17 protein-coding genes are annotated in these 21,771 nt (G+C 68.9%); 12 read left to right on the top strand and 5 right to left on the bottom strand.

Features of this window, described 5'->3' with window-relative positions; genetic code table 11:
- Positions 1-2 precede the first annotated feature (2 nt).
- Together leuS and LC490_RS03485 are read right to left on the bottom strand one after the other, a co-directional pair.
- Positions 3-2,777, bottom strand: a complete 2,775-nt coding sequence (leuS, locus tag LC490_RS03490) for a leucine--tRNA ligase (RefSeq protein WP_223619324.1) — start codon at positions 2,775-2,777, stop codon at positions 3-5.
- A gap of 229 nt (positions 2,778-3,006) precedes the next feature.
- Entirely contained in the window at positions 3,007-3,204 is a 198-nt protein-coding gene (locus tag LC490_RS03485) for a hypothetical protein (protein ID WP_031372497.1), read from the bottom strand.
- Positions 3,205-3,385: 181 nt separating this feature from the next.
- Here LC490_RS03485 and LC490_RS03480 point away from each other — a divergent pair, with 181 nt between their 5' ends.
- Positions 3,386-4,687 (top strand): amidohydrolase family protein, encoded by a 1,302-nt coding sequence (locus LC490_RS03480; protein ID WP_031372496.1) that lies wholly within the window; start codon positions 3,386-3,388, stop codon positions 4,685-4,687.
- A gap of 263 nt (positions 4,688-4,950) precedes the next feature.
- Positions 4,951-5,250 carry a hypothetical protein gene (locus tag LC490_RS03475; RefSeq protein ID WP_223619323.1) on the top strand — a complete coding sequence of 100 codons (300 nt, stop codon included), beginning with the start codon at positions 4,951-4,953 and terminating at the stop codon, positions 5,248-5,250.
- Between the two features lie 204 nt (positions 5,251-5,454).
- On the opposite strand, the gene LC490_RS03470 is transcribed toward LC490_RS03475, so the two are convergent.
- Positions 5,455-6,039 (bottom strand): DUF998 domain-containing protein, encoded by a 585-nt coding sequence (locus tag LC490_RS03470; RefSeq protein ID WP_223619322.1) that lies wholly within the window; start codon positions 6,037-6,039, stop codon positions 5,455-5,457.
- A 217-nt stretch (positions 6,040-6,256) separates the two neighbouring features.
- Between LC490_RS03470 and LC490_RS03465 the strand changes: the two genes are divergently transcribed.
- The 6 genes from LC490_RS03465 to LC490_RS03440 all read left to right on the top strand — a co-directional run bounded on the left by LC490_RS03465 (position 6,257) and on the right by LC490_RS03440 (position 12,992).
- A complete protein-coding gene (locus LC490_RS03465; RefSeq protein WP_031372493.1) occupies positions 6,257-7,126 on the top strand; it encodes a tetratricopeptide repeat protein in 870 nt (289 codons plus the stop codon).
- Positions 7,127-7,250: 124 nt separating this feature from the next.
- Positions 7,251-7,754 carry a DUF4442 domain-containing protein gene (locus LC490_RS03460; protein WP_223619321.1) on the top strand — a complete coding sequence of 168 codons (504 nt, stop codon included), beginning with the start codon at positions 7,251-7,253 and terminating at the stop codon, positions 7,752-7,754.
- A 217-nt stretch (positions 7,755-7,971) separates the two neighbouring features.
- A complete protein-coding gene (locus LC490_RS03455) occupies positions 7,972-9,996 on the top strand; it encodes a bifunctional serine/threonine-protein kinase/formylglycine-generating enzyme family protein (RefSeq protein ID WP_223619320.1) in 2,025 nt (674 codons plus the stop codon).
- Positions 9,997-10,303: 307 nt separating this feature from the next.
- A complete protein-coding gene (locus LC490_RS03450; RefSeq protein ID WP_051885092.1) occupies positions 10,304-10,984 on the top strand; it encodes a DUF502 domain-containing protein in 681 nt (226 codons plus the stop codon).
- Entirely contained in the window at positions 10,981-12,171 is a 1,191-nt protein-coding gene (locus tag LC490_RS03445) for a PQQ-dependent sugar dehydrogenase (RefSeq protein ID WP_223619319.1), read from the top strand. Before LC490_RS03450 ends, LC490_RS03445 begins: the two co-directional genes overlap by 4 nt.
- Positions 12,168-12,992, top strand: a complete 825-nt coding sequence (locus tag LC490_RS03440) for a queuosine precursor transporter (protein ID WP_223619318.1) — start codon at positions 12,168-12,170, stop codon at positions 12,990-12,992. Before LC490_RS03445 ends, LC490_RS03440 begins: the two co-directional genes overlap by 4 nt.
- A 25-nt stretch (positions 12,993-13,017) precedes the next feature.
- On the opposite strand, the gene LC490_RS03435 is transcribed toward LC490_RS03440, so the two are convergent.
- The gene (locus LC490_RS03435) at positions 13,018-13,800 is read right to left on the bottom strand and encodes a LytTR family DNA-binding domain-containing protein (protein ID WP_223619317.1); all 783 of its coding nucleotides are present in this window, start codon (positions 13,798-13,800) and stop codon (positions 13,018-13,020) included.
- Positions 13,797-14,873 carry a histidine kinase gene (locus LC490_RS03430; protein WP_223619316.1) on the bottom strand — a complete coding sequence of 359 codons (1,077 nt, stop codon included), beginning with the start codon at positions 14,871-14,873 and terminating at the stop codon, positions 13,797-13,799. Before LC490_RS03430 ends, LC490_RS03435 begins: the two co-directional genes overlap by 4 nt.
- Before the next feature lie 145 nt (positions 14,874-15,018).
- Here LC490_RS03430 and LC490_RS03425 point away from each other — a divergent pair, with 145 nt between their 5' ends.
- The 4 genes from LC490_RS03425 (at position 15,019) to LC490_RS03410 (ending at position 21,760) form a co-directional block, all read left to right on the top strand.
- Positions 15,019-15,924 (top strand): hypothetical protein, encoded by a 906-nt coding sequence (locus tag LC490_RS03425; protein WP_223619315.1) that lies wholly within the window; start codon positions 15,019-15,021, stop codon positions 15,922-15,924.
- 133 nt (positions 15,925-16,057) lie between these two features.
- Positions 16,058-17,914, top strand: coding sequence for a DUF885 family protein (locus LC490_RS03420; protein WP_223619314.1), 1,857 nt, complete (start codon positions 16,058-16,060; stop codon positions 17,912-17,914).
- Positions 17,915-18,404: 490 nt separating this feature from the next.
- On the top strand, positions 18,405-20,105 hold the full coding sequence (locus tag LC490_RS03415; protein ID WP_223619313.1) for a FecR domain-containing protein: 1,701 nt from the start codon (positions 18,405-18,407) through the stop codon (positions 20,103-20,105).
- 20 nt (positions 20,106-20,125) lie between these two features.
- Positions 20,126-21,760, top strand: a complete 1,635-nt coding sequence (locus tag LC490_RS03410) for a CHASE2 domain-containing protein (RefSeq protein ID WP_031372482.1) — start codon at positions 20,126-20,128, stop codon at positions 21,758-21,760.
- The last annotated feature ends 11 nt before the right edge of the window (positions 21,761-21,771 follow it).

Genomic DNA, 21,771 nt, shown 5'->3' with positions numbered 1-21,771 from the left:
ACTCAGCTCGCGACGATGTTGACGATCTTGCCCGGCACCACGATCACCTTGCGCACGGTCAGGCCTTCCATGAACTTGACCACGTTCGGTTCGGCCAAGGCCAAACGCTCGGCGTCTTCCTTGGCGACGTTGACCGGCACTTCGATGGTGCCGCGCAGTTTGCCGTTGACTTGCACCGCCAAGGTCACCGCGTCGCGCGCCAGCGCCGAGGTGTCGACCGCCGGGAACGGCAGGTCTTCGAGCAGGGTTTCGTCGTGCCCCAGCACCTGCCACAGCGCGTGGCTGGCATGCGGGGTGATCGGGTTGAGCAGCAACACGATCGCCGCCAGCGCTTCCTGGCGCAGGGCGCGGCCGTTGCCGCTGGCATCGTCGAACTTGCCCAGGTGATTGAGCAGTTCCATGACCGCGGCGATCGCGGTGTTGAAGCTGTGGCGACGGCCGTAGTCGTCGCCGACCTTCTGGATGCACTCGTGCAACTGCCGGCGCAGGGTCTTCTGCGCGGCGTCCAGGCTGGCGATATCGAGCGCCGGCGCGGCGCCGTCGGCGGCGTGCTTGTGGACCATCGTCCACAGACGGCGCAGGAAGCGCGCCATGCCTTCGACACCGGCTTCGTTCCACTCCAGCGACTGGTCCGGCGGCGCGGCGAACATCGAGAACAGACGCACCGTGTCGGCGCCGAACTTGCCGACCATCAACTGCGGGTCGACGCCGTTGTTCTTCGACTTCGACATCTTCTCGGTGCCGCCGATCTGCACCGGCTGGCCGTCGGCCCTGAGCGCGGCGCCGGTGATGCGGCCGCGTTCGTCGCGCACGATCTCGACGTCGGCCGGATTGATCCAGTCCTTCGAGCCGTCGCCGTTGTCGCGATAGAAGGTGTCGGCGATGACCATGCCCTGGGTCAGCAGGTTGGTCGCCGGCTCATCGCTGTTCACCAGGCCCTGGTCGCGCAGCAGCTTGTGATAGAAGCGGAAATACATCAGGTGCAGGATCGCGTGCTCGATGCCGCCGATGTACTGGTCGACCGGCAGCCAGTAGTTGGCGCGGCCGTCGACCTGCTCGGAAGCGCCCGGCGAGGTGTAGCGCGCGTAGTACCAGCTCGACTCCATGAAGGTGTCGAAAGTATCGGTTTCGCGCTCGGCCGCGCCGCCGCACTGCGGGCAGGTGGTCTTGCGCCATTCCGGGTCGGCCTTGATCGGCGAGGTCACGCCGCTGAAGGCTACGTCTTCCGGCAGCACCACCGGCAACTGGTTCTCCGGCACCGGCACGTCGCCGCAGCTCGGGCACAGGATCACCGGGATCGGGCAGCCCCAATAGCGCTGGCGGCTCACGCCCCAGTCGCGCAGGCGGTAGTTGACCCGGCGCGCGCCGCGGCCTTCGGCCTCCAGCTTGGTCGCCAGGGCGTCGAGCGCCTGCTGGAAATCCAGGCCGTCGAAGTCGCCGGAATTGACCAGCCAGCCACGCTCGGTCCAGGCGCCCTGCTCGTCGATGCCGCTCTGGAATTCCTCGACCACCTGCACCGCGGCGGTGGTGCCGTAGACGTCGACCGAGGCCGCGCCGCCGAGGGCGCTGCGCATCGGGTCCTTGTGCTGGGTGGCGACGTCCTCGCCGATCTCGGCGAGCGCGTCGCGCACCGCGTCGGGCACGATCACGGTCTTGATCGGCAACTGGTAACGCTTGGCGAATTCCCAGTCGCGCTGATCGTGGCCGGGCACGGCCATGACCGCGCCGGTGCCGTAGTTCATCAGCACGAAATTGGCGACGAACACCGGCAGCGCTTCGCCGCTGATCGGATGAATCGCGCGCAGGCCGGTGTCGCGGCCGCGCTTTTCCTGGGTTTCCAGTTCGGCTTCGGACACGCCGCCGCGGCGCAGCTCGGCGATGAACTCGGCCAGGTCGCTGTCGCTTTGTGCGGCGAGCGCGGCCAGCGGATGCTCGGCGGCGATCGATACGAAGGTCACGCCCATCAAGGTGTCGGGGCGAGTGGTGAACACGTTCAAGGGTTCGACCGCGGCGCCGTTCTCGTCGACCACGTCGAAGCGGATCTCCAGGCCTTCGCTGCGGCCGATCCAGTTGCGCTGCATGGTCTTGACCGCTTCCGGCCAGCCCGGCAGCGTGTCCAGGCCGTCGAGCAGCTCCTGGGCGTAGTCGGTGATCTTGAGGAACCACTGCGGGATTTCGCGCTTCTCGACCAGCGCGCCGGTGCGCCAGCCGCGGCCGTCGATGACCTGCTCGTTGGCGAGCACGGTCTGGTCGACCGGGTCCCAGTTGACCACCGAATTCTTGCGGTAGGCCAGGCCCTGCTTCATCAGCCGCACGAACATGCGTTGCTCGTGGACGTAGTAGTCCGGCGTGCAGGTGGCGAACTCGCGCGACCAGTCGATGGCATAGCCCATGGTCTTGAGCTGCGCCTTCATGTGGGCGATGTTGGCGTAGGTCCACTTCGCCGGCGCGGTCTTGTTCTTGATCGCGGCGTTCTCGGCCGGCAGTCCGAACGCGTCCCAGCCCATCGGCTGCAGCACGTTGTGGCCGGTCATGCGCTTGTAGCGCGAGATCACGTCGCCGATGGTGTAGTTGCGCACATGGCCCATGTGCAGCGCGCCCGAGGGGTACGGCAGCATCGACAGGCAGTAGTACTTGGGCTTGTCCGACGTTTCGTCGACCTCGAACGCGCGGGTGGCGTCCCAATAGCCTTGGGCGGCGGTTTCGACGCTGCTCGGGTCGAAGGCCTTGGTTTCACTCTTGGGGTCGTGCGGGGCGTGGGGGACGTCGGTAGACACAGGCGGGCATGAGCGGAAGGACAGGACCGGCAAGCCTACCGCAGCGCACCAAGCCCCGCCATGCGCGGGCGGCCGCGGCTGCGGCCGCAAGACCCGCGACAGGTCGCCCTCCCCGCTCTGGCCGGCCCCACCCGGGCACCGGCGAAGAAGGCCGGCCCTCGCGGACCGGCCTTCGGTTTTCACGCCTGCGACCCGGGTGCAGCGCCCCGGCGCAGGCGCCGGCGTGCGCTCAAACGCACTCGAACGCGACGACCTGCCCCTTCTCGTTGTAGATCGGACGGACGGTTTTCCCCATCGGGCAGAACTTCGGCAGATTGCCGATGACTCCGCCCCGGGTGCGGTCGGGAGCCGGTGCGGTGCGGACATCGGTGGCCTGGACGGCCCCGGACAACAGGACGGCGGCGAGCAACAGCGACAGCTTGATCATGACGGTCGACTCGTTCTGGACGAACCGGATGGATGCCGACGAAGGGCCTGTACGGCCGATGCGGGCCTCCGGTCCGGCCGGCCCGCATCGGCCCCCAAGTTGCAGTCAAGCATGACCCTTGGCAACGGTGCGCGGCCGAATCGGCCGCTAAGATCGGCCAACTTCGTCCCGGAATCCGCACATGACCCGTCTCGCCGTCGCCGTCATCGCCGTCCTGTCCGCTGCCCCGGCCTATGCCGCCCCCACCGTCGCGGCCGAACCGATGGCACTGCAGTGCGGCCGATTGTTCGACGCGCGCAGCGGCAAACTGCTGGAATCGCGCACCGTGGTGGTGCGCGACGGCAAGGTCGAGCAGGTCCTCGACGGCCGCGCCGAGGCACCGGGCGCGCGCACGGTCGACCTGTCCGGCCACACCTGCACGCCAGGCTGGACCGACCTGCACGTGCACCTGGGCGACCAGTCCAGCCCGAAGAGCTACGAAGAAGACTTCCGCCTCGACCCGGTCGATTTCGCTTTCCGCTCGGTCGGTTATGCCAACAAGACCCTGATGGCCGGCTTCACCAGCGTGCGCGACCTCGGCGGCGAAGTCAGCCCGCACCTGCGCGATGCGATCAACCAGGGCCTGGTCGCCGGCCCGCGCATCTGGGCCGCGGGCAAGTCGATCGCCACCACCGGCGGCCATGCCGACCCGACCAACGGCTACAACGCCACCCTCTCGCATCTGCTCGGCCCGCCGGGCCCGACCGAGGGCGTGATCAACTCGGTCGACGAAGCACGCCAGGCGGTGCGCCAGCGTTACAAGGACGGCAGCGACGTGATCAAGATCACCGCCACCGGCGGCGTGCTGTCCTATGCCAAGTCCGGCGACGCGCCGCAGTTCACCGTCGACGAGGTCAAGGCCATCGTCGACGCCGCCAAGGACTACGGCTATCGCGTCGCCGCGCATGCGCACGGCACCGAAGGGATGAAGCGCGCGGTGCTCGGCGGGGTGACCTCGATCGAGCACGGCACCTACATGACCGACGAAGTGATGTCGCTGATGAAGCAGAAAGGCACCTGGTACGTACCGACCATCTATGCCGGCCGCTTCGTCGCCGACAAGGCCAAGATCGACGGCTACTTCCCGGAAGTGGTGCGTCCGAAGGCGGCGCGGATCGGCTCGCTGATCCAGCAGACCGCGGCCAAGGCCTACAAGAACGGCGTCAAGATCGCCTTCGGCACCGACATGGGCGTCGGCCCGCACGGCGACAACGCACGCGAATTCCTCTACATGGTCGAAGCCGGCATTCCCGCCGCGGTGGCCTTGCAGGCGGCGACGATCCGCGCCGCCGAAGTGCTCGGCGTCGACGACCAGGGCGTGATCGAAGCCGGCAAGCGCGCCGACATCGTCGCCGTGCCGGGCAACCCGCTCGAGGACATCAATGCGGTGATGAAGGTCGATTTCGTCATGAAGGACGGGCAGGTCTTCAAGCAGGCCTTGTAAGCGCCGCGCCGCATCGCTGCGGGCGCCGACGCGCGTGGGCGCGCGCCGGCATCGGCAGCCGCTTGCCGGCCCAGTTCCAGTTCACAGAAAAGCCGCCTGCGGCGGCAGCACCGCCGTGCCCGTGAACTGAGTCACGGCGGGCCCGTCGCGTGCGTGGCATAAGCACGGTGCCGGGTCAGCATCCGGCACAGGAGATTCAAACGCCGCAGTACATCGAGGCCGCTCGCGCCTCCCGGCCCACGCTTCACTGAAAGGGAGTTCGAATGAAACCGCCCTTGCTCGTCGCCGCCGTTTGTGCGGCCGCCCTCGGCAGCCTGCTTTCGATGACCCAGGCACTCGCGGCCCCGCCGTGCCCGGAATGTTTCTATCCCTACCGCGCCTGCATCCGCAGCGCCGTCACGCCGGAACAGCAACTGGCCTGCGAGCTCGAATACAACGACTGCCGCGCGAGCTATTGCGAAATCGCCGCCGCCGCGAGCGACGCGCTGGCGCCGCGCGAGCGCCACCAGGCCACACCGGTACGAGCCGCGCGCATCGTCGACACGCGGCAAAGCGCGCGCTGAGTCCATCGCCGCGCGGCCTCGGCCTCTCCGACGCCGCGCGCTCCAGGACCGCCGTCGCCGCAGCAAGGTCGGCCGCGGACGTCGCGTCCGCGGCAGGCGCCGAATACGATCGACCTTGCTGCGGCGTCGGCACCTGTCATCGAAGCGGATGCGCGACGCGCATCCGCGGTCGTCCGCGCCGCATCGGCGTTGCGCCGCTGCGCATCAGTCTCCGGGGCGTTCGCCGCGCGCCGTGGCCACATAAGCGATCAACCAGATCAGCAAGGCGAGCCGCTGGGCGACCGGCGCCGGCAACACGCCGATGTCGGCGCCGAGCACCGCGATCAGCACCAGCGCGCCGGACAACACTTCGACCGAGATCAGGCCGCGCCACGCCGGCAGGCCGCGCGCACCGATCGCGAGCAAGGCCGCGCCGGCCACGAAAGCCAGCCACCACAGCATCCAGGCGGCCGCATGCAGACGGCTGGCTTGCGCATCCAGGTCGGTCGGATCGAGCGACACCCCGCCTTGCGCCGCCCAGGCCAGGGCCGACAGGCACCACAGCCAGGCGCCGATGCGGGCCATCGCGCCGCCGCTGCGCAGGCGTTCGCGCAGCCGCCAGGCCACTGCCGCCAACAGCAGCCCCGGCACCACGAAGCCGAGCAGATTGAAGGCGGCCGCATGGGCGATGCCGTCGGCGCCGAGCAGGCCCGGCGGATGCAGGCGATGCGAATAGCCTTCGAGCGCCGCGCCGAAACCGAGCAAGGCGCCGAGGCAGCACAGCGCCGCCGCCAACGCGAGCGCCTGCATGCGGCCGCGGCCCCTGCCTGCGCTTGCGCCTGCACCGGTGTTGGCTGCGCCGACATCGGCCGCGGCCGCCGGGCCTGTGTTCGGGTTCCCGTTCCTCGATTTCGATGAGCGCCTCATCGCGTCATGCTAGCGTGCGCACCCGCGGCGCGCGCTTGCCTTGCGCACGATCGCCCCCACTTCGGGTTCCAACCCGCGCACCACGCAGACGAGCCAGACGATGACCGCAACCGCCAAGCCCCACGTCTTCGACGCCACCGCCGATCGCTTCCAGGAAGAGGTGCTGCAGAAATCCCTGCAGGTGCCGGTCCTGATCGATTTCTGGGCCGAATGGTGCCAGCCGTGCAAGACCTTGGGCCCGATCCTGGAAAAACTGGCGGCCGACTACAACGGCGCCTTCGAACTGGCCAAGGTCGACGTCGAGGCCGAACAGCAGCTCGGCGCCGCGTTCCAGATCCGCTCGATCCCGACCGTGTTCCTGGTCAAGGGCGGCCAGTTGGTCGACGGCTTCGCCGAAGCCCTGCCGGAAAGCGCGGTGCGCGAATTCCTCAAGCACCACGGCATCGAGCCGGCCGAGGCCGCGCCGGTCGAAGAGGCCGTCGCCGAACCCGCCGCGGTCGACCCGCACGGCGAAGTCGTGCGCCTGCGCCACGAAGTCGCCGAACAGCCCGACAAGGCCGAACTCAAGCTCGACCTGGCCCTGGCCCTGCTGGCCACCGGTGCGGCGCAGGAGTCGGAGCAGTTGCTCGACGCCCTGCCGGCCAACCTCGCCACCGACGACCGCAGCCTGCGCGCCCGCGCCCGCCTCGGCTTCCTGGCCGTGAGCAAGGACGCGCCGCCGGTGCAGACGCTGGAGGCCGCCATCGCCGCCCAGCCCGAAGACCTGCAGGCCCGCTACCTGCTCGGCGCGCGCCTGCTCGCCGCCGGCCACGACCAGGCCGCGCTTGAGCACTTCATCGAACTGCTGCGCCGCGACCGTAGCTTCCAGGACGGCCTGCCGCGCAAGGCCCTGATCGATGCCTTCAAGGTGGTCGAAGACCAGGACCTGGTCGGCCAGTACCGCCGCAAGATGGCCTCGCTGCTGTTCTGAACGGGCCGCCCTGGCGCCGGTGCGCGGCCGATCCGCCGCCGGCCTCGACGATCCCGACCCAGCGAAGGCTTGACTATACGCATCCGTATGGCAGGCTAGGCCGGCCTTCGCCACCCTTGCCCCCATGAAAGCCAGCACCCTGCGCCACGGCCTCAATCTGTGGCCGCCGTTCCTGTTTTCCGGCATCCACGTCGCCGCGATCGCCCGGGACTACCGCCAGGCCACGGTCGAACTGCGCATGCGCCCCTGGAACCGCAACTACGTCGGCACCCATTTCGGCGGCAGCCTGTTCTCGATGACCGACCCGTTCTGGATGCTGCTGGCGATGAACGCCCTCGGCCGCGAGTACATCGTCTGGGATCGCGCCGGTTCGATCGAGTTCGTCAAACCCGGGCGCGGCACCGTGCGCGCCGAATTCCGTCTCGACGACGAGGTGCTCGACGAACTGCGCAAGGCCACCGCCAACGGCGACAAATACCTGCACTGGTTCGACACCGACGTGGTCGACGCCAGCGGCGAAGTAGTCGCCAAGATCCGCAAACAGCTGTACGTGCGGCGCAAGCGCGACCAGCGCGACAAGCCCAATTTGGACAGCGCCCTAAGCGCTGGAAAGGCAAGCCACCGCTGATCGCCGCACCATTCCGCCTGCTGCGCGGAGGTATGGTGCGATCGCGACACCGCGATTGTTGACCGGTTGCTCATATCCAAGCGGATCGAACGCGGCGCCAGTGGACCAAGGTCCAGCGTCCGCTCTACTTGTCATGGCGGGCCGGCAAGAAGCACACTAGCCGCTTACGCGGGCACTGCGACAGCGTATGCTGTGCAGTCGCGACACGGGGCCGCGAATGTCGATCATCACAACGCAATCCGATGAACCCAGCGCACCGATGCCGGAGATTCCCGGCTATCGACTGCGCCAGATCATCAACCACGGCGGCTTGTCCACGGTCTACCTGGGCGAGCAAGTCGCGCTTGGCCGCGAAGTCGCCATCAAGATCATGCTGCCGCACGCGCTGGCCGACGAAGTCAGCCGCCGTCGCTTCGAGAACGAAGTCCGCACGATCGCGCGCCTGGAACATCCCCACGTCGTCGGTATCCACGAAGTCGGCCGCACCCGCGAGGGCCTGCCCTACTACGCCATGCCGTTCCTGCCGCGCGGCCACCTGGGCAAGCGCATCGAGCAGGGTTTCGCGCGCGGCGAAGCCGAGGTCATTTCCATCATCGAGCCGCTGCTGTCGGCGCTCGAGTACGCCCATTCGCGCGGCGTCGTGCATCGCGACGTCAAGGCCGAGAACGTCCTGTTCGACATCACCGAACGGCCGCTGCTGGCCGATTTCGGCATCGCCCTGCGCCGCGGTTTCGGCGCGCGCATGACCGCGACCGGCCTGGCCGTGGGCAGCACCGCCTACATGGCGCCGGAGCAGGCGCGCGGCGAAGAAGTCGACGGCCGCGCCGATCTCTACAGCCTTGGCGTGTTGTGCTGGGAAATGCTGACCGGCCGGCTGCCGTTCGAGGCGCAGGACGCGTTGTCGATGGCGGTCATGCACGCGCAGAACCCGATTCCGAAACTGCCGCCGCCGCTCAAGCACTGGCAGCGTTTCATGAACCGCGCCCTGGCCAAGCAACCCGACCAGCGTTTCAGCGACGCTGCCGAAATGGCCGAGGCGGTCAGCGAGATCAAGCACCGCGGCGAACTCTCGCGTTTCGGCCGGGTGGCCGCGCAACTGCGTCCGCTCAAGCGCTGGGTGACCCCGGCCTGGGCCGGCCTGGCGGTGGTCGCGGTCGCCGTGGTCAGCATCGCCTTCGCCCTCAACCGGGTCGAGAAGGACGGTTTCTTCCGCGCCGAATTGCCTGCCGCGAACAAGAGCGGTGCGACCCGGATCGACAACGACCCGACCCAGGCGATGATGGCGCCGCTGCCGCAAGCGCCGCTGCAGGAATCGCTGCAGAACGCACGCACCTACATCGCCCAGGGCCGCCTGGCCTCGCCGGCCGACGCCAACGCCTACAACAGCCTGCTCACCGCCTGGCATCTGGACAGCACCAGTCCGGAAGTGGGCGTGGTGGTCGGCGAACTCACCCAGGCCTTCGCCGACGAGATGGCGCGCGACCTGCGCGAAGGCCGCGACCAGCGTGCGCGCGAGCATCTGGTCAACGCCACCGCGCTCGGCCAGCAAACCGGCACCGCCGACTCGGCCGCGCAACGCAGCCTGCGCGAAAAAGCCGCGCAAGCCCTGGAAACCCGCCTGGAACAGGCCGCGCGCCGCGGCGATGGCGCCGACGCCGGGCGCGTGATCGCGCTGGCCGAGGAGTTCGGCCTGCCGCGCACCGTGTCCACCCGGTTGATCGCGCAGGCACGCGGCGTCGCCGGCGACGGCACGGTCGCGCGCGGCGTGGCCACGATCGGCGCGGCCGCGCCGGCCAGCAGCGTCGCGGTGAGTTTCAACCCGCGTCCGGTCAGCCGCGGCGAGTACGCGCGCTTCGTCAGCGCCAACCAGCGTGCGCCGGCGTTGTGCCGCGAACGCGCGTCGCTGCTGCGGGTAATCGCGCCGAAGGACTGGAAGGCGCCAGGCTTCGACCAGAACGAGACCGAACCGGTGGTCTGCGTGTCGACCTCCGATGCCGAGGCTTATGCGCGTTGGTACAGCCAGCAGACCGGCCGCCACTACCGCCTGCCGACGGCCGACGAGGCCCAGCGCATGTCCGGCGGCGGCGGTCGCGCGCTGTCGATCTGGTCCGGCGATTGCGGCCGCACCTGCCAGCAACGCCAGGTCGGCGGCAGTTCCTGGCGCAGCGGCTCGGCCCTGCGTCCGCTCAACGCCACCCGCGGCTACGACGACGTCGGCTTCCGCCTGGTGCGCGAACGCTGAGGCGCTGGGGGCTGAGGCGCAGCGATCGTCGCGACCTGAAGCGAAATCCCCCGCGCCAGCCAGCCTCACCCGACCTCGAACGGCGTCGGGCGCCGCCCCCTTTGCAAAGGGGGCGAACTTTCGAGGGGTTAATTTTCGAACGGGTGACTTTTCGGACGGACGAATCACCGGAGGCATACCGTCCCCCCTTTGCAAAAGGGGGGCTAGGGGGGATTTGCTTTTGAACCAGCGCTGGCAATGACGACCCGCGCAGCCAGCGTCGGCGCATGCCGCGTGTTCGCCGCCGCCGTCGCCTACAATCCGCGCCATGCGCATGTCCAACCTGCAACGCCTGTTTCTCACCGGCCTGTTGACCCTGCTGCCGATCTGGCTGACCTGGGTCGTGGTCAAGTTCGTGTTCGTACTGTTGTCGGACACCAGCCGTCCCTTGATCGGTCCACTGCTCAACAACCTCGCCCTCGGCTACCCGCACACGCTGGGCTGGTTGAACGACCCGTGGGTACAGACCGCGATCGGCCTGATCGCCACGCTCGGGGTGATCCTGCTGTCGGGGGTAATGACCCGACGCGTGATCGGCCAGACCGTGCTGCGCTGGTTCGAGTCGCTGATCAAGCGCATTCCGTTGGCCAGCACCATCTACGGCAGCGCGCGGCAGTTGCTCGACATCCTGCAGACCAAGCCCGACGGCACTCAGCGCGTGGTGCTGATCGACTTCCCGCACAACGAGATGAAGTCGATCGGCTTCGTCACCCGGGTCATGCGCGAACAAGGCACCGGCCGCGAACTGGCCGCGGTGTATGTGCCGACCACGCCGAACCCGACCTCGGGCTATCTGGAGATCGTGCCGGTGGAAAAAATCACCCCGACCGACTGGACCGTCGACCAGGCGATGAGCTTCATCATCTCCGGCGGCGCGGTCTCGCCGGAGTCGATTCCGTTCTCGGTGCCGTCGCCGGCCGCGCCGAACCCGCAGGAGCCGCAAGCATGAAGCCACGCCACTTGCTGCGCCTGGCCGCGGCCCTGCTCGCCTGCACCGGCCTCGCCAGCGCCGCCGTCGCCGCACCAGCGGCGTTGACGCCGCATCGCGTCGCGCTCGACGACGGCCGCAGTTTCACTCTCAACCTGCCGGCCGAGCTCGAGATCGTCCCGGCGGTGCAAGGCCTCAAGCGCGTGCGCTTCTTCGCCCGCAGCCCGGACGGACGCTTGTTCGTCACCGATATGCACGACCTCAGCGACAACCGCCGCGGGCGCGTCTACGCCCTCGACGATTGGGACGAGCAGCGCGCGCGGTTCGGCAAGGTCTCGGTGTATCTCGACAAGCAACGCAATCCCAACAGCGTCGCCTTCCACACCGATGCCCAGGGCCAGTCCTGGCTGTACCTCGCCAACACCGACAAGTTGCTGCGCTACCGCTACCGCAACGGCGACCTCAAGCCTTCCTCCGAACCCGAAACCCTGGCGACCTTCCCCGACTACGGCCTGAGCTACAAGTACGGCGGTTGGCACCTGACCCGCACCCTCGCCTTCGGCGACGGCAAGCTCTACGTCTCGGTCGGCAGCAGTTGCAATGCCTGCATCGAGAAAGAAGACGTGCGCGCCGCGGTGCTGCAGATGAACCCCGACGGCAGCGGCCGCCGCATCTACGCGCAGGGCCTGCGCAACGCGGTCGGGCTGCTGTTCCGCGACGGCCAGCTGTATGCGACCAACCAGGGCGCCGACCATCTCGGCGACCAGAAACCCGACGAGACGATGTTCGCGCTGCGCGACGGCGCCGACTACGGCTGGCCGTTCTGCTATCACAGCAAGGGCCGCGCCCACACCGATCCGAAGTTTCCGCGCAAACCCGGTTGCATGCAGGTGCCCAAGCCGTTCGCGTCCTTCCCTTCGCACGCCTCGGCGCTGGGCCTGACCTGGTTCCCGTCCGCCGACGGCGCCATGCTGCAGAACGAATACCTGGTCGCCCTGCACGGCGGCAGCAAGCTCAGCCTCGATCACGGCTACCGCATCGTCCGGGTCGGCGCCGACGGCCGCAGCGGCGGCGAGTTGATCAACGGTTTCCTCGCCAAGGGCAAGGTGCACGGGCGCCCCTGCGACGTGCTGCGCACGGGCCGCGACAGTTTCTTCTTCAGCGACGACAAGAGCGGCGTGATCTATTACGTGAGGCCCAAGCGATGAGCGTATCCGGGATAGAGACCGCCGCCGCGATCGCAAGCGCCGGCGGCGAAGGCACCCGCACCCTGCAGGACCGCGCGCTGCGTCTGTTCATCGTCCTGTCGGCGTTTTTCTGCGTCAACGCGGCGTTGGCCGAGTTCATCGGGGTCAAGATCTTCGCCCTCGAGGACACCCTCGGCATCGCCCCGCTGCAATGGAATCTGTTCGGCCAGACCGGCTCGCTGAACTTCACCGCCGGCACCCTGCTGTGGCCGGTGGTGTTCCTGATGACCGACGTCATCAACGAATTCTTCGGCCGCCGCGGCGTGCGCCTGATCTCCTGGCTCGCGGCCCTGTTGATCGCCTACGGCTTCGTGTTCGCCTTCGCCGCGATCGCGCTGGCGCCGGCGGCGTGGTGGGTGCAGGCGGCGCAGGCCCAGGGCGTGCCGGACTACCAGGCCGCGTTCGCGGCGATCTTCGGCCAGGGCCTGTGGAGCATCGGCGGCTCGCTGATCGCCTTCATGATCGGCCAGTTGATCGACGTCGGTGTGTTCCACCGCATCCGCAGCGTCACCGGCGAGAAACATATCTGGCTGCGCGCGACCGGCTCGACCGCGGTCTCGCAGTTGGTCGACAGCTTCGTCGTGCTGTATATCGCCTTCGTGCTCGGCCCGCAGCATTGGCCGATCCCGCAGTTCCTCGCCATCGGTTCAGTCAACTACGTCTACAAGATGCTGGCCGCGTTCGCGATGATCCCGCTGATCTATCTGCTGCGCATGTGGATTCACCGCTATCTCGGCGAGGCCCGCGCCCGCCAGTTGCGCGACGAGGCGGCGGCGGACTGATCGCCGCGGCACGGGTACGCATGGCTTAGCCCAGCCCCATGGCCTCGCGTATCCGCTCGCGATAGCTGGCGCCGCTGCCCAGACGCTGGCCGTTGACCAAGCGCAGCAGATAACGGCCGCCGTCGAGCTGTTCGATGTCGCGCACCGCCTGCAGATGGACGATGCGCGAACGATGGATGCGCACGAAGCGGCGCGGGTCCAGCCGCGCCTCGATGCCGTTCAAGGTCTCGCGCAACAGATAGGCCTGGCCGCCGGCGTGCAGCTCGACGTAGTTGCTCTGGGCGATCACGCATTCGACCTCTTCGACCGGCAGCAGGCGCAGACGCGCGCCCACCGGCACCGCCAGGCGCTGCGGATAGCCTTCGCGCGCGCCCTCGCCGCTCGCCGCCGCGCGCAACGGACGCTCCGCCTGCGCCTGCGCCTGCGCCGCGCGTGCGCGCCGCACCCGCGCCAGCGCCGCGCCGAGGCGTTCGGCCGAATAAGGTTTCAGCAGATAGTCGACCGCATCGGCATCGAAGGCGCGCAGGGCGTGCTCGGCATGCGCGGTCACGAACACCACCTGCGGCCGTCGCGCCGCCGGCAAGGCCTGCAGCACGCCGAAACCGTTGAGATCGGGCAGGCGGATGTCGAGAAACACCACGTCGGCCGGCAGCCGGCGCAAAGCCGCGACCGCGCTGTCGCCGTCGGCGCATTCGGCGATCACTTCCACATCCGCCTCCAGGCCCAGCAAGCGGCACAGGCGCGCGCGCGACATCGCCTCGTCGTCGACCACCACCGCGCGCAGCGGCGCCGGCGCGAGCAGGCTCATGCCGCGGCCTCCAGCGGCTGCCAGCGCCGATACGGCAATTGCAGGCGCACGCAGGTGCCGCCGTCGATGCGCGCGCCGATGTCGAAGCGGTGATCGTCGCCGTACAAGCCTTGCAGGCGCGCGCGGGTGTTGCGCAGGCCGATGCCGGCACCGTGCACCGCCTCGCCGGCGCCGCCGTCGTCGCTGACTTCGAGGATCAGGCGATCCTCGCGGCGCTCGGCGCGCACCGACACTTCGCCGGGCGTGGTCCGCATCGCCACCGCATGGTGGATCGCGTTTTCGACCAAGGGCTGCAACAGCAACTGCGGCACCTGCGCGTCGAGCAGGGCCGAGTCGATCGCCCAATGCACGCGCAGGCGTTCGCCGAGGCGGATCTTCTCGATGCCGATGTAGTGATCCAGCGCGACCAGTTCGTCGCGCAAGGCGATTTCCTGGCGATGCGAGCGGTCGAGGCTGTGGCGCAGCAGCGCGCCGAGGTCGACCAGCATGCGGTCGGCGCCGTCGGGATCGCGATGCACCATCTCGGCGATCGAATTGAGCGCATTGAACAGGAAATGCGGATTGAGCTGCGCCGACAGTGCATCGAGCCGCGCCCGCGCCAGCCGCGCTTCGAGCTCCATCGCCTGGCGTTCGCGGCGGCGCGCGCGTTCGGCATAGACCAGGGCATGCGCCACGCCGACGATCAGCCAACTCGTCAGCAGGTTGTTGAGCACGCTCGCGGCGAGCAACTCGCCCACCGACGGCAGGCGTTCGTACCAGCCGATCCAGCCGTTGAGCGCGGCCACCGCCGCGGCGCGCAGCAGGATCACCACGACGACCGCGAGGCCTTGCATCGCCAGCGCCGACATCGCCCGGCCGCGTTCGATCGGATGACGCCCGACCCAGGCGAACAGCCCCAGGGTGATCGGCACCCACAGCCAGGCGCTGGCGAGGTGCTGGCGCAGGGTGTTCGGCCAATCGGCCGGTTGCCCGGCGGCTTGGTGCATGGTCACGACCTGACCGACCCAGACGAAGCCGTTGAGGGTCCACCAGCCCAGCACCAGCAACACCAGCAGCGGCAGTCGATTGCGCATCGAAGACGATGCTGGACCCGCGCCGCGGCGCTTGCAATCGCCGGCGCGGGGTTCGTCCCGCGATCCGGCCGATTCGTCCCGGCCCGACTCCGAGCGCCGTCGCGCCCGCGCAGGCTGCAGCCACCTCCCAGAGTGAATCGCCGCCATGCGCCGTCTTTCGCGCCTTTCGATCGCCCTCGCCGCTCTCGCTGTTATCGCTCCGCCAGCCGCGGCCGGCGACGCCTGCCCGCCGGTACGCAAATTCGCCGACGGCGTCATCTCGACGCCGCAATGGGAATGGCGCCTGAGCTTTACTCCGAACCGCCTGCGCGCCTATTGGTCGACCAGCAAGGGCTGGTGGCCGGGCACGCGCGAGCGCGCGACCGTCATGACCTCGCAATGGCGGCCCTCGGGCTGGAGCGCGCCGCAGGTCGCCTCGTTTTCCGGCGTGCACAGCGACATGGACCCGGCGCTGTCGCCGGACGGGCGCTATCTGGTGTTCTCGTCGGAACGGCCGCGGCCCGACGGCGTGGCGGCGAAGATGGACCTGTGGATCGCCAAGCGCGGCCTGCGCGGCTGGGGCGAACCGCGCCATCTCGGCGCTGCGGTCAACAGCGCCGGCGACGAGCTGTACCCGAGCACCGACCGGCACGGCCACGTCTACTTCGCCAGCGATCGCGACGGCGAGTTCGACATCTACCGCAGCGAACGCCTGCGCAACGGCGACTACGCGCCGGCGCGCAAGGTCGAAGGCGGCGTCAACACCGCCGAGCGCTGGGAGTTCAATCCGGAGATCTCTCCCGACGGCCGCATCCTGTTGTTCACCCGCCTGGATTTCCCCAACGACCCGCTGCCCGACCTGGGTTATGGCTACGGCGACCTGCACGCGGCCCGTCTCAAGGACGGCCGCTTCGGCACCGCCAAGAACCTCGGCCCATGCGTCAACACGGTCTGGGACGAATTCCATCCGACCGTGCTGTGGGACCGCGGCCTGCTGTTCTATGCGCGCGACATCGGCCGCCCCAGCGATTTCTATTACACCCGCCTGCAATTGCCCTATCTGGAGGATTGAAAGCGCGGCGGCAACCGGCGGGGCGCAAGCCAGGCTGTGCGAGCGCCATCGCGCTCGCGCATGACCTTCGGCTCATGCCCCCGCCGGGCATGCGCGAGAGCCTGCGGGTCCGTCCGTCCGCATCGGCCAAGACATGACCCCGCTTCCGTTCCGCCGTCCGGGCCCGCGCCCGGTCCGCCTCGCTTTGTCCGTCGCGCTCGCCGCGGCGCTGTGCCTCGCCCTGCCGGTGGCCGCAGCAGCCGCAGCCACCGATCCGGCCGCATCCACGCCGCGCAAGGTCACCGTGCAGACCAAGGGCGAGAAACTCAACCGCCTGTACGAGCAGTACTGGGAAGAGAACCTCAAGCTCAACCCCCTGCGCGCCACCGCCCAGGGCGACCCGCGCTACAACGACCAACTGCCGAACTTCCTCAGCGCCGAGTTCCGCAAGCAGTCGCACGAATTCTCCGAACGCTGGCTCAAGACCATCGAATCGGTCGGCTCGCAGGGGCTGTCCGACCAGGACTTGCTGAGCTACGAGATCTTCGTGCGCGAAATGAAGATCAACCTGGAATCGGACCGGCATCCGTCCTGGCTGCAGCCGGTCAACCAGTTCTACAACTTCGCCGCCAGCATCGCCCAGCTCGGTTCCGGTACCGGCTCGCAACCGTTCAAGACCGCCGCCGACTACGACAACTGGCGCAAGCGCGCGGCGAAGGTGCCGGCGGTGTTCGACCAGCTCATCGCCAACAGCCGCGAAGGCGTCAAGCGCGGCGTGGTCCAGCCGAAGGCGCTGATGACGAAGGTGCTGCCGCAGTTGGATTCGCTGATCAAGGACGACCCCACCGCGACCTTGTTCTGGAAGCCGGTGACGGACTGGCCGGCCGGCATTTCCGAGGCCGACAAGACGCGCCTGAGCGCGGACTACCGGCAGATGATCCAGACCGAGCTGATGCCGGCCTACCGGCGCCTGCGCGAGTACATCGCCAACGATTACCTGCCGCATGCGCGCGACAGCGCCGGGCTCGGCGCCCTGCCCGGCGGCGAGGCCTGGTACGCGTTCAATGCGCGCCGTTCCACCACCACCACGATGACCCCCGCCGAAATCCATCAGATCGGCCTGGACGAAGTCGCGCGCATCCACGGCGAGATCGGCAAGATCCGCGGCGAGGTGAAGTTCCAGGGTTCGCTGCAGGACTTCTTCAAGTTCATGCAGACCGACCCGCGTTTCACCTTCAAGGACGAGCCGGCCCTGCTCGCCCACTACCGCGGCCTGGAAGCGCGCATCGACAAGAAGATTCCGCAGTTGTTCTCGCTGACGCCGAAGGCGCCGTTCGAAATCCGTCCGGTCGAGGCCTTCCGCGCCCAGTCCGCCGCCGGCGGTTCCTATATGCGTCCGAGCGAGGACGGCACGCGTCCAGGCATCTTCTACGTCAACACCTACGACCTGCCGACCCGCAAGACCTGGGACGCCGAAGACCTGTACCTGCACGAAGCCATCCCCGGCCATCACTTCCAGCTCGCCTTGCAGCAGGAACTGACCGGCCTGCCGAAGTTCCGCCGCTTCGGCGGCGAAACCGCCTTCAGCGAAGGCTGGGGCCTGTACGCCGAATCGCTCGGCAAGGAACTCGGCGTGTACGCCACGCCTTACGACTACTTCGGCTATCTGCAGAACGAGTTGTGGCGCGCGATCCGCCTGGTCGTCGACACCGGCCTGCACAGCAAGGGCTGGACCCGCGAGCAGGTGATCGCCTACATGCTCGACAACTCGGCCGAGAGCGAAACCCAGTCCACCGCCGAAGCCGAACGCTACATGGCCATTCCGGGCCAGGCCCTGGCCTACAAGATCGGCGAGCTCAAGATCATGGAGCTGCGCAAGCGCGCGCAAAGCCGGCTCGGCACGCGCTTCGATATCCGCGAGTTCCACGCCGAAGTGCTGAAGGACGGCTCGGTGCCGCTGGACGTGCTCGACCGCAAGATCGATCGCTGGATCCAATCGAAACAAGGTTGAACAAGCAAGGGCGAACGAAGCGGGTCCGGAGCTGCCGGACCCGCGGCCCGGCCTCCCGCCACGACGGGAGGCCGGCATCGCCGGCCACCTGAGTCACGCGGGCAACGACGCCGCCTCGCACTAATGTGCTTTCTGACTCACTGGGTTTCTGTTCATCTGCGCGGGCCATTGCCGGCTTCCCCCGTGGGCCGCCTTTCGGGCAGGATGAGGACCGGCCCACCTGGATCGCACTGCCTGCCGAACCCCTGTCCCGCCCTCATGAGCCGAGCCCCTGCGGGCTTCGCCCGCATGTCCTGCAGGCTTCGTCCAGGCCCCGAGCGGCCGGACGGAGGCACCGAAGCAGGGCGGCCCGGGCCGGCCCTCCGGTCGGACCGGAAGCGGCGGTCGAACCGGTCGACAGCAGAAAAAGTGTGACTGACACCGCATAATTAGCGGTTGTTGTGCCTCGCCGTCCACGGTGCCCGCTGTCCCACCCAGCCTCGGAATACGGATGTCCCACATTCCAGCGCCCCAATCCTTCGCCGCCGCGCGTGCCGCGTCGCGCAGCCTTGCCGCCTTGGCTTTCATCCGCCTTCGTTTCGCCGCGTTGTCGCTCGTGCTGCTGTTCGCCAGCACCGGCCTGGCCCAGGCGCAGGACTGGAGCTATCGCGTGCGTCCCGGCGACACCCTCTGGGACCTCGGCGCCAAACACCTCAAGAACGGCATCAACTGGCGCCGCCTGCAGGAACACAACCGCATCGCCGACCCCTATCACCTGCCGCCGGGCACGCGCATGTTGTTCCCGGTCGGCTGGCTGCGCATCGAACCGGCCAAGGCGCGCGTCATCGCCGTGCGCGGCGCGGTCAATCTGCTGACTTCCGAGAAGGCCGCCGCCGCACTGGTCGTCGAAGGCATGCGCATAGGCATCGGCAGCCGCGTCGAGACCGGCCCCGGCGCCAGCGCTACGCTCGAATTCGCCGACGGCTCGCGCCTGATGATCCAGGACAACAGCCGCATCTCCTTCGACGAGCTCAGCAGCTACGGCAGCACCGGCATGGTCGATACGCGCATGCGCCTGCAGCGCGGCCGCACCTCGAACCGGGTGATCCCGGCCAAGGGCCCGGCCTCGCGCTACATCATCGACACGCCCTCGGCGACCTCCAGCGTGCGCGGCACCCACTTCCGGGTCAGCGCCGGCGACGAGGGCGCGCCCGACGCGACCGAAGTGTTGGAAGGCAAGGTCGCGGTCGGCAGCCAGCGCACCGAAGTGATGGTGCGCCCGGGCTTCGGCACCGTCGCCGCCGCCGGCGCCGCGCCGTCGGCGCCGATACAGTTGCTGCCGGCGCCGGCCTTGAGCGCCGCGCCGCCCGAACAACTGCCCGCGACCATCGCCTGGTCGCCGGTCGAAGGCGCGGTCGCGTATCGTGTCGAAGTGGTGCGCGACGACGCCCCCGAAGTGCTGCTGTTCGAGGCCCGCACCAGCGAGACCCGCCAGCGCATCGACGATCTGCCGGCAGGCCGCCACCGCGTGCAGGTGCGCGCCGTCGCCGCCAACGGCCTCGGCGGCCGCGACAGCAGCCAGGTCTTCACCGTCAACGATCAGCCGGCGCCGCCGCTGACGATCAGCCCGCTCGACGGGCAGCGCCTCAACCTGCCGCGTCCGCGCTTCGAGTGGACCCGCGCCGAAGGCGCCGAGCGCACCCGTCTGCAGGTCGCCGCCGACGAGCAGTTCGGCCAGCCGCTGATCGACACCGAAGTCGCCGGCCAGCGTTTCCGCCCGTCCGAGTCGCTCGCGCCCGGCAAGTACTACTGGCGCGTGGCTTCGCGCGACGGCAAGGGTCATGCCGGCCGCTACGGCAACGTCTTGCCGTTTGAAATCAGCGATGCGCCGGTCGATCCCGGCCTGGAAGCGCCGCAGGCGGCGAAGGGTATGCTGACCCTGCGCTGGCAGAAGGGCGAACCGGGCCAGCGCTATCGTGTGCAGATCGCGCGCGAACAGGACTTCTCCAAGCTGCTGCTCGACGAGGTGGTGGACGTGCCGCAGATCGAACTCAAGCGTCCCGGCGGCGGCACCTGGCACGTCCGCGTGCAGACCATCGAGGACGACGGCTACGCCGCGCCGTACGGCCCGCCGCAGCAAATCCGCCTGCCCTGCCGCATCTGCTATGGCGCGGGCGCCGCCGGCGCCTTGTTGCTGTTGCTGACGTTATGACCCCAACGGCCCGGTCCAGGTTGTTACGAGGCGGCGCGGCCCTGCTCGCCGCCGGCCTGGCCGCGCTGTTGACCGTCACCGGCGCGGCCTCGCGCCTGGACGACGTGTTCTACGACCTGCACCTGTCGAACTGGGGCTATGCGCCCGACGACGACGTCGTCATCGTCGCCATCGACGATCGCAGCCTCAACGAACTCGGGCAGTGGCCGTGGCCGCGGGACATCCACGCGCAGATGCTCGACCGCCTCGGCTACGCCGGCGTGCGCGGCGTCGCCCTCGACCTGGTGCTGGCCGAACCCGACCGCACCGGCGACGGCCACGATGCCGCGCTGGCCGCCTCGATGCGCCGCGTCGGCCGCGTTGCCCTGCCGGTGACCACCGCGTCGCTGCGCCAGAACGGGCCGCTGGTGGAAGTGCTGCCGACCCCGTTGATCGCGACCGCGGCGACCACGCTCGGCCACACCGACATCGAGCTCGATTCCGAAGGCACCACGCGCGAGATGTATCTGCAGGCCGGCCTGGGCGAATCGCGCTGGTCGGCGCTCGGCCTGGCCCTGATCGGGTTGGAACCGAACGTCGTGCCGCATCCCCTGCCCGGGCTGCGCCGTCCCGCGTCCGAGCAGGGCTCGCCGTATCAGCAGACCCGCGATCACCGCGTGCGCATCCGCTTCGCCGGGCCGCCGGGCACCTTCGGCCAGGTCTCGTACTCGGACGTGCTCGACGGCGAAGTGCCGGCCGAACTGTTGCGCGGCCGCTGGGTCGTGGTCGGCGTAACCGCCAGCGGCCTCGCCCCGAGCTATCTCACGCCGATGTCCGACGTGGTGCGCATGGACGGCGCCGAGTACCAGGCCAACGTCATCGAGATGCTGCTGCACGATCGCACCATCGTGCCGATGCGGCCGCTCTGGCAAGCGTTGCTCGCCGCGGTCATGCTGTTCGCGGTGGTGCTGTTGATGCTGCACCCGCGCTTCCAGCGCCCGCTGCTGGTGACCGGCGCGGCCGCCTTGCTGACCGCGTTCGGCAGCGTCGCCCTGCTGCGCCTGGGCAATGTCTGGTTCGCGCCGGCGACCACCATCGCGATGATCGCGCTGGCCTATCTGCTGTGGATGATCGCCCACCTGCGCCACTGGCGCCGCGAGGCCAATCTCGACACCCTGACCCGTCTCGGCAACCGCCGCCGCTTCGATCATGTGCTGCTAAGCGAACTGGCCAGCGCCCGGCGCACCCGCGCGCCGCTGTCGCTGGCGCTGATCGACGTCGACTTCTTCAAGGCCTACAACGACTCCGAAGGCCACCGCGCCGGCGACAAACTGCTGCGCCAGATCGCCGAGCTGATCGCTTCGCACGCGCGCCGCCCGCGCGACCTGGCCGCGCGTTTCGGCGGCGACGAGTTCGCGGTGATCCTGCCCGACACCCACGTCGAAGGCGCCGCCCGCGTCGCCGATGGCATCCTGGAAGACATGCGCAAGCTCGACGCGCGTTACGGCGAAGGCCATGCCGACCAGCGCGTCAGCCTCAGCATCGGCCTGTACACCTGTGTGCCGGGCGTCCACACCCACGTGCGCACCTTGTTCGACGGCGCCGATTCGGCGTTGTACCGCGCCAAGGAAAACGGCCGCGACCGCCGCGAAGCGACCCGGTTCGGCGAAGTCTGAGCGACGCCGGA

Source organism: Lysobacter sp. ESA13C, assembly GCF_019970005.1.
GTDB classification, from domain to species: Bacteria; Pseudomonadota; Gammaproteobacteria; order Xanthomonadales; family Xanthomonadaceae; genus Lysobacter; species Lysobacter antibioticus_B.
This window is presented reverse-complemented; position numbering and strand designations above follow the sequence as displayed.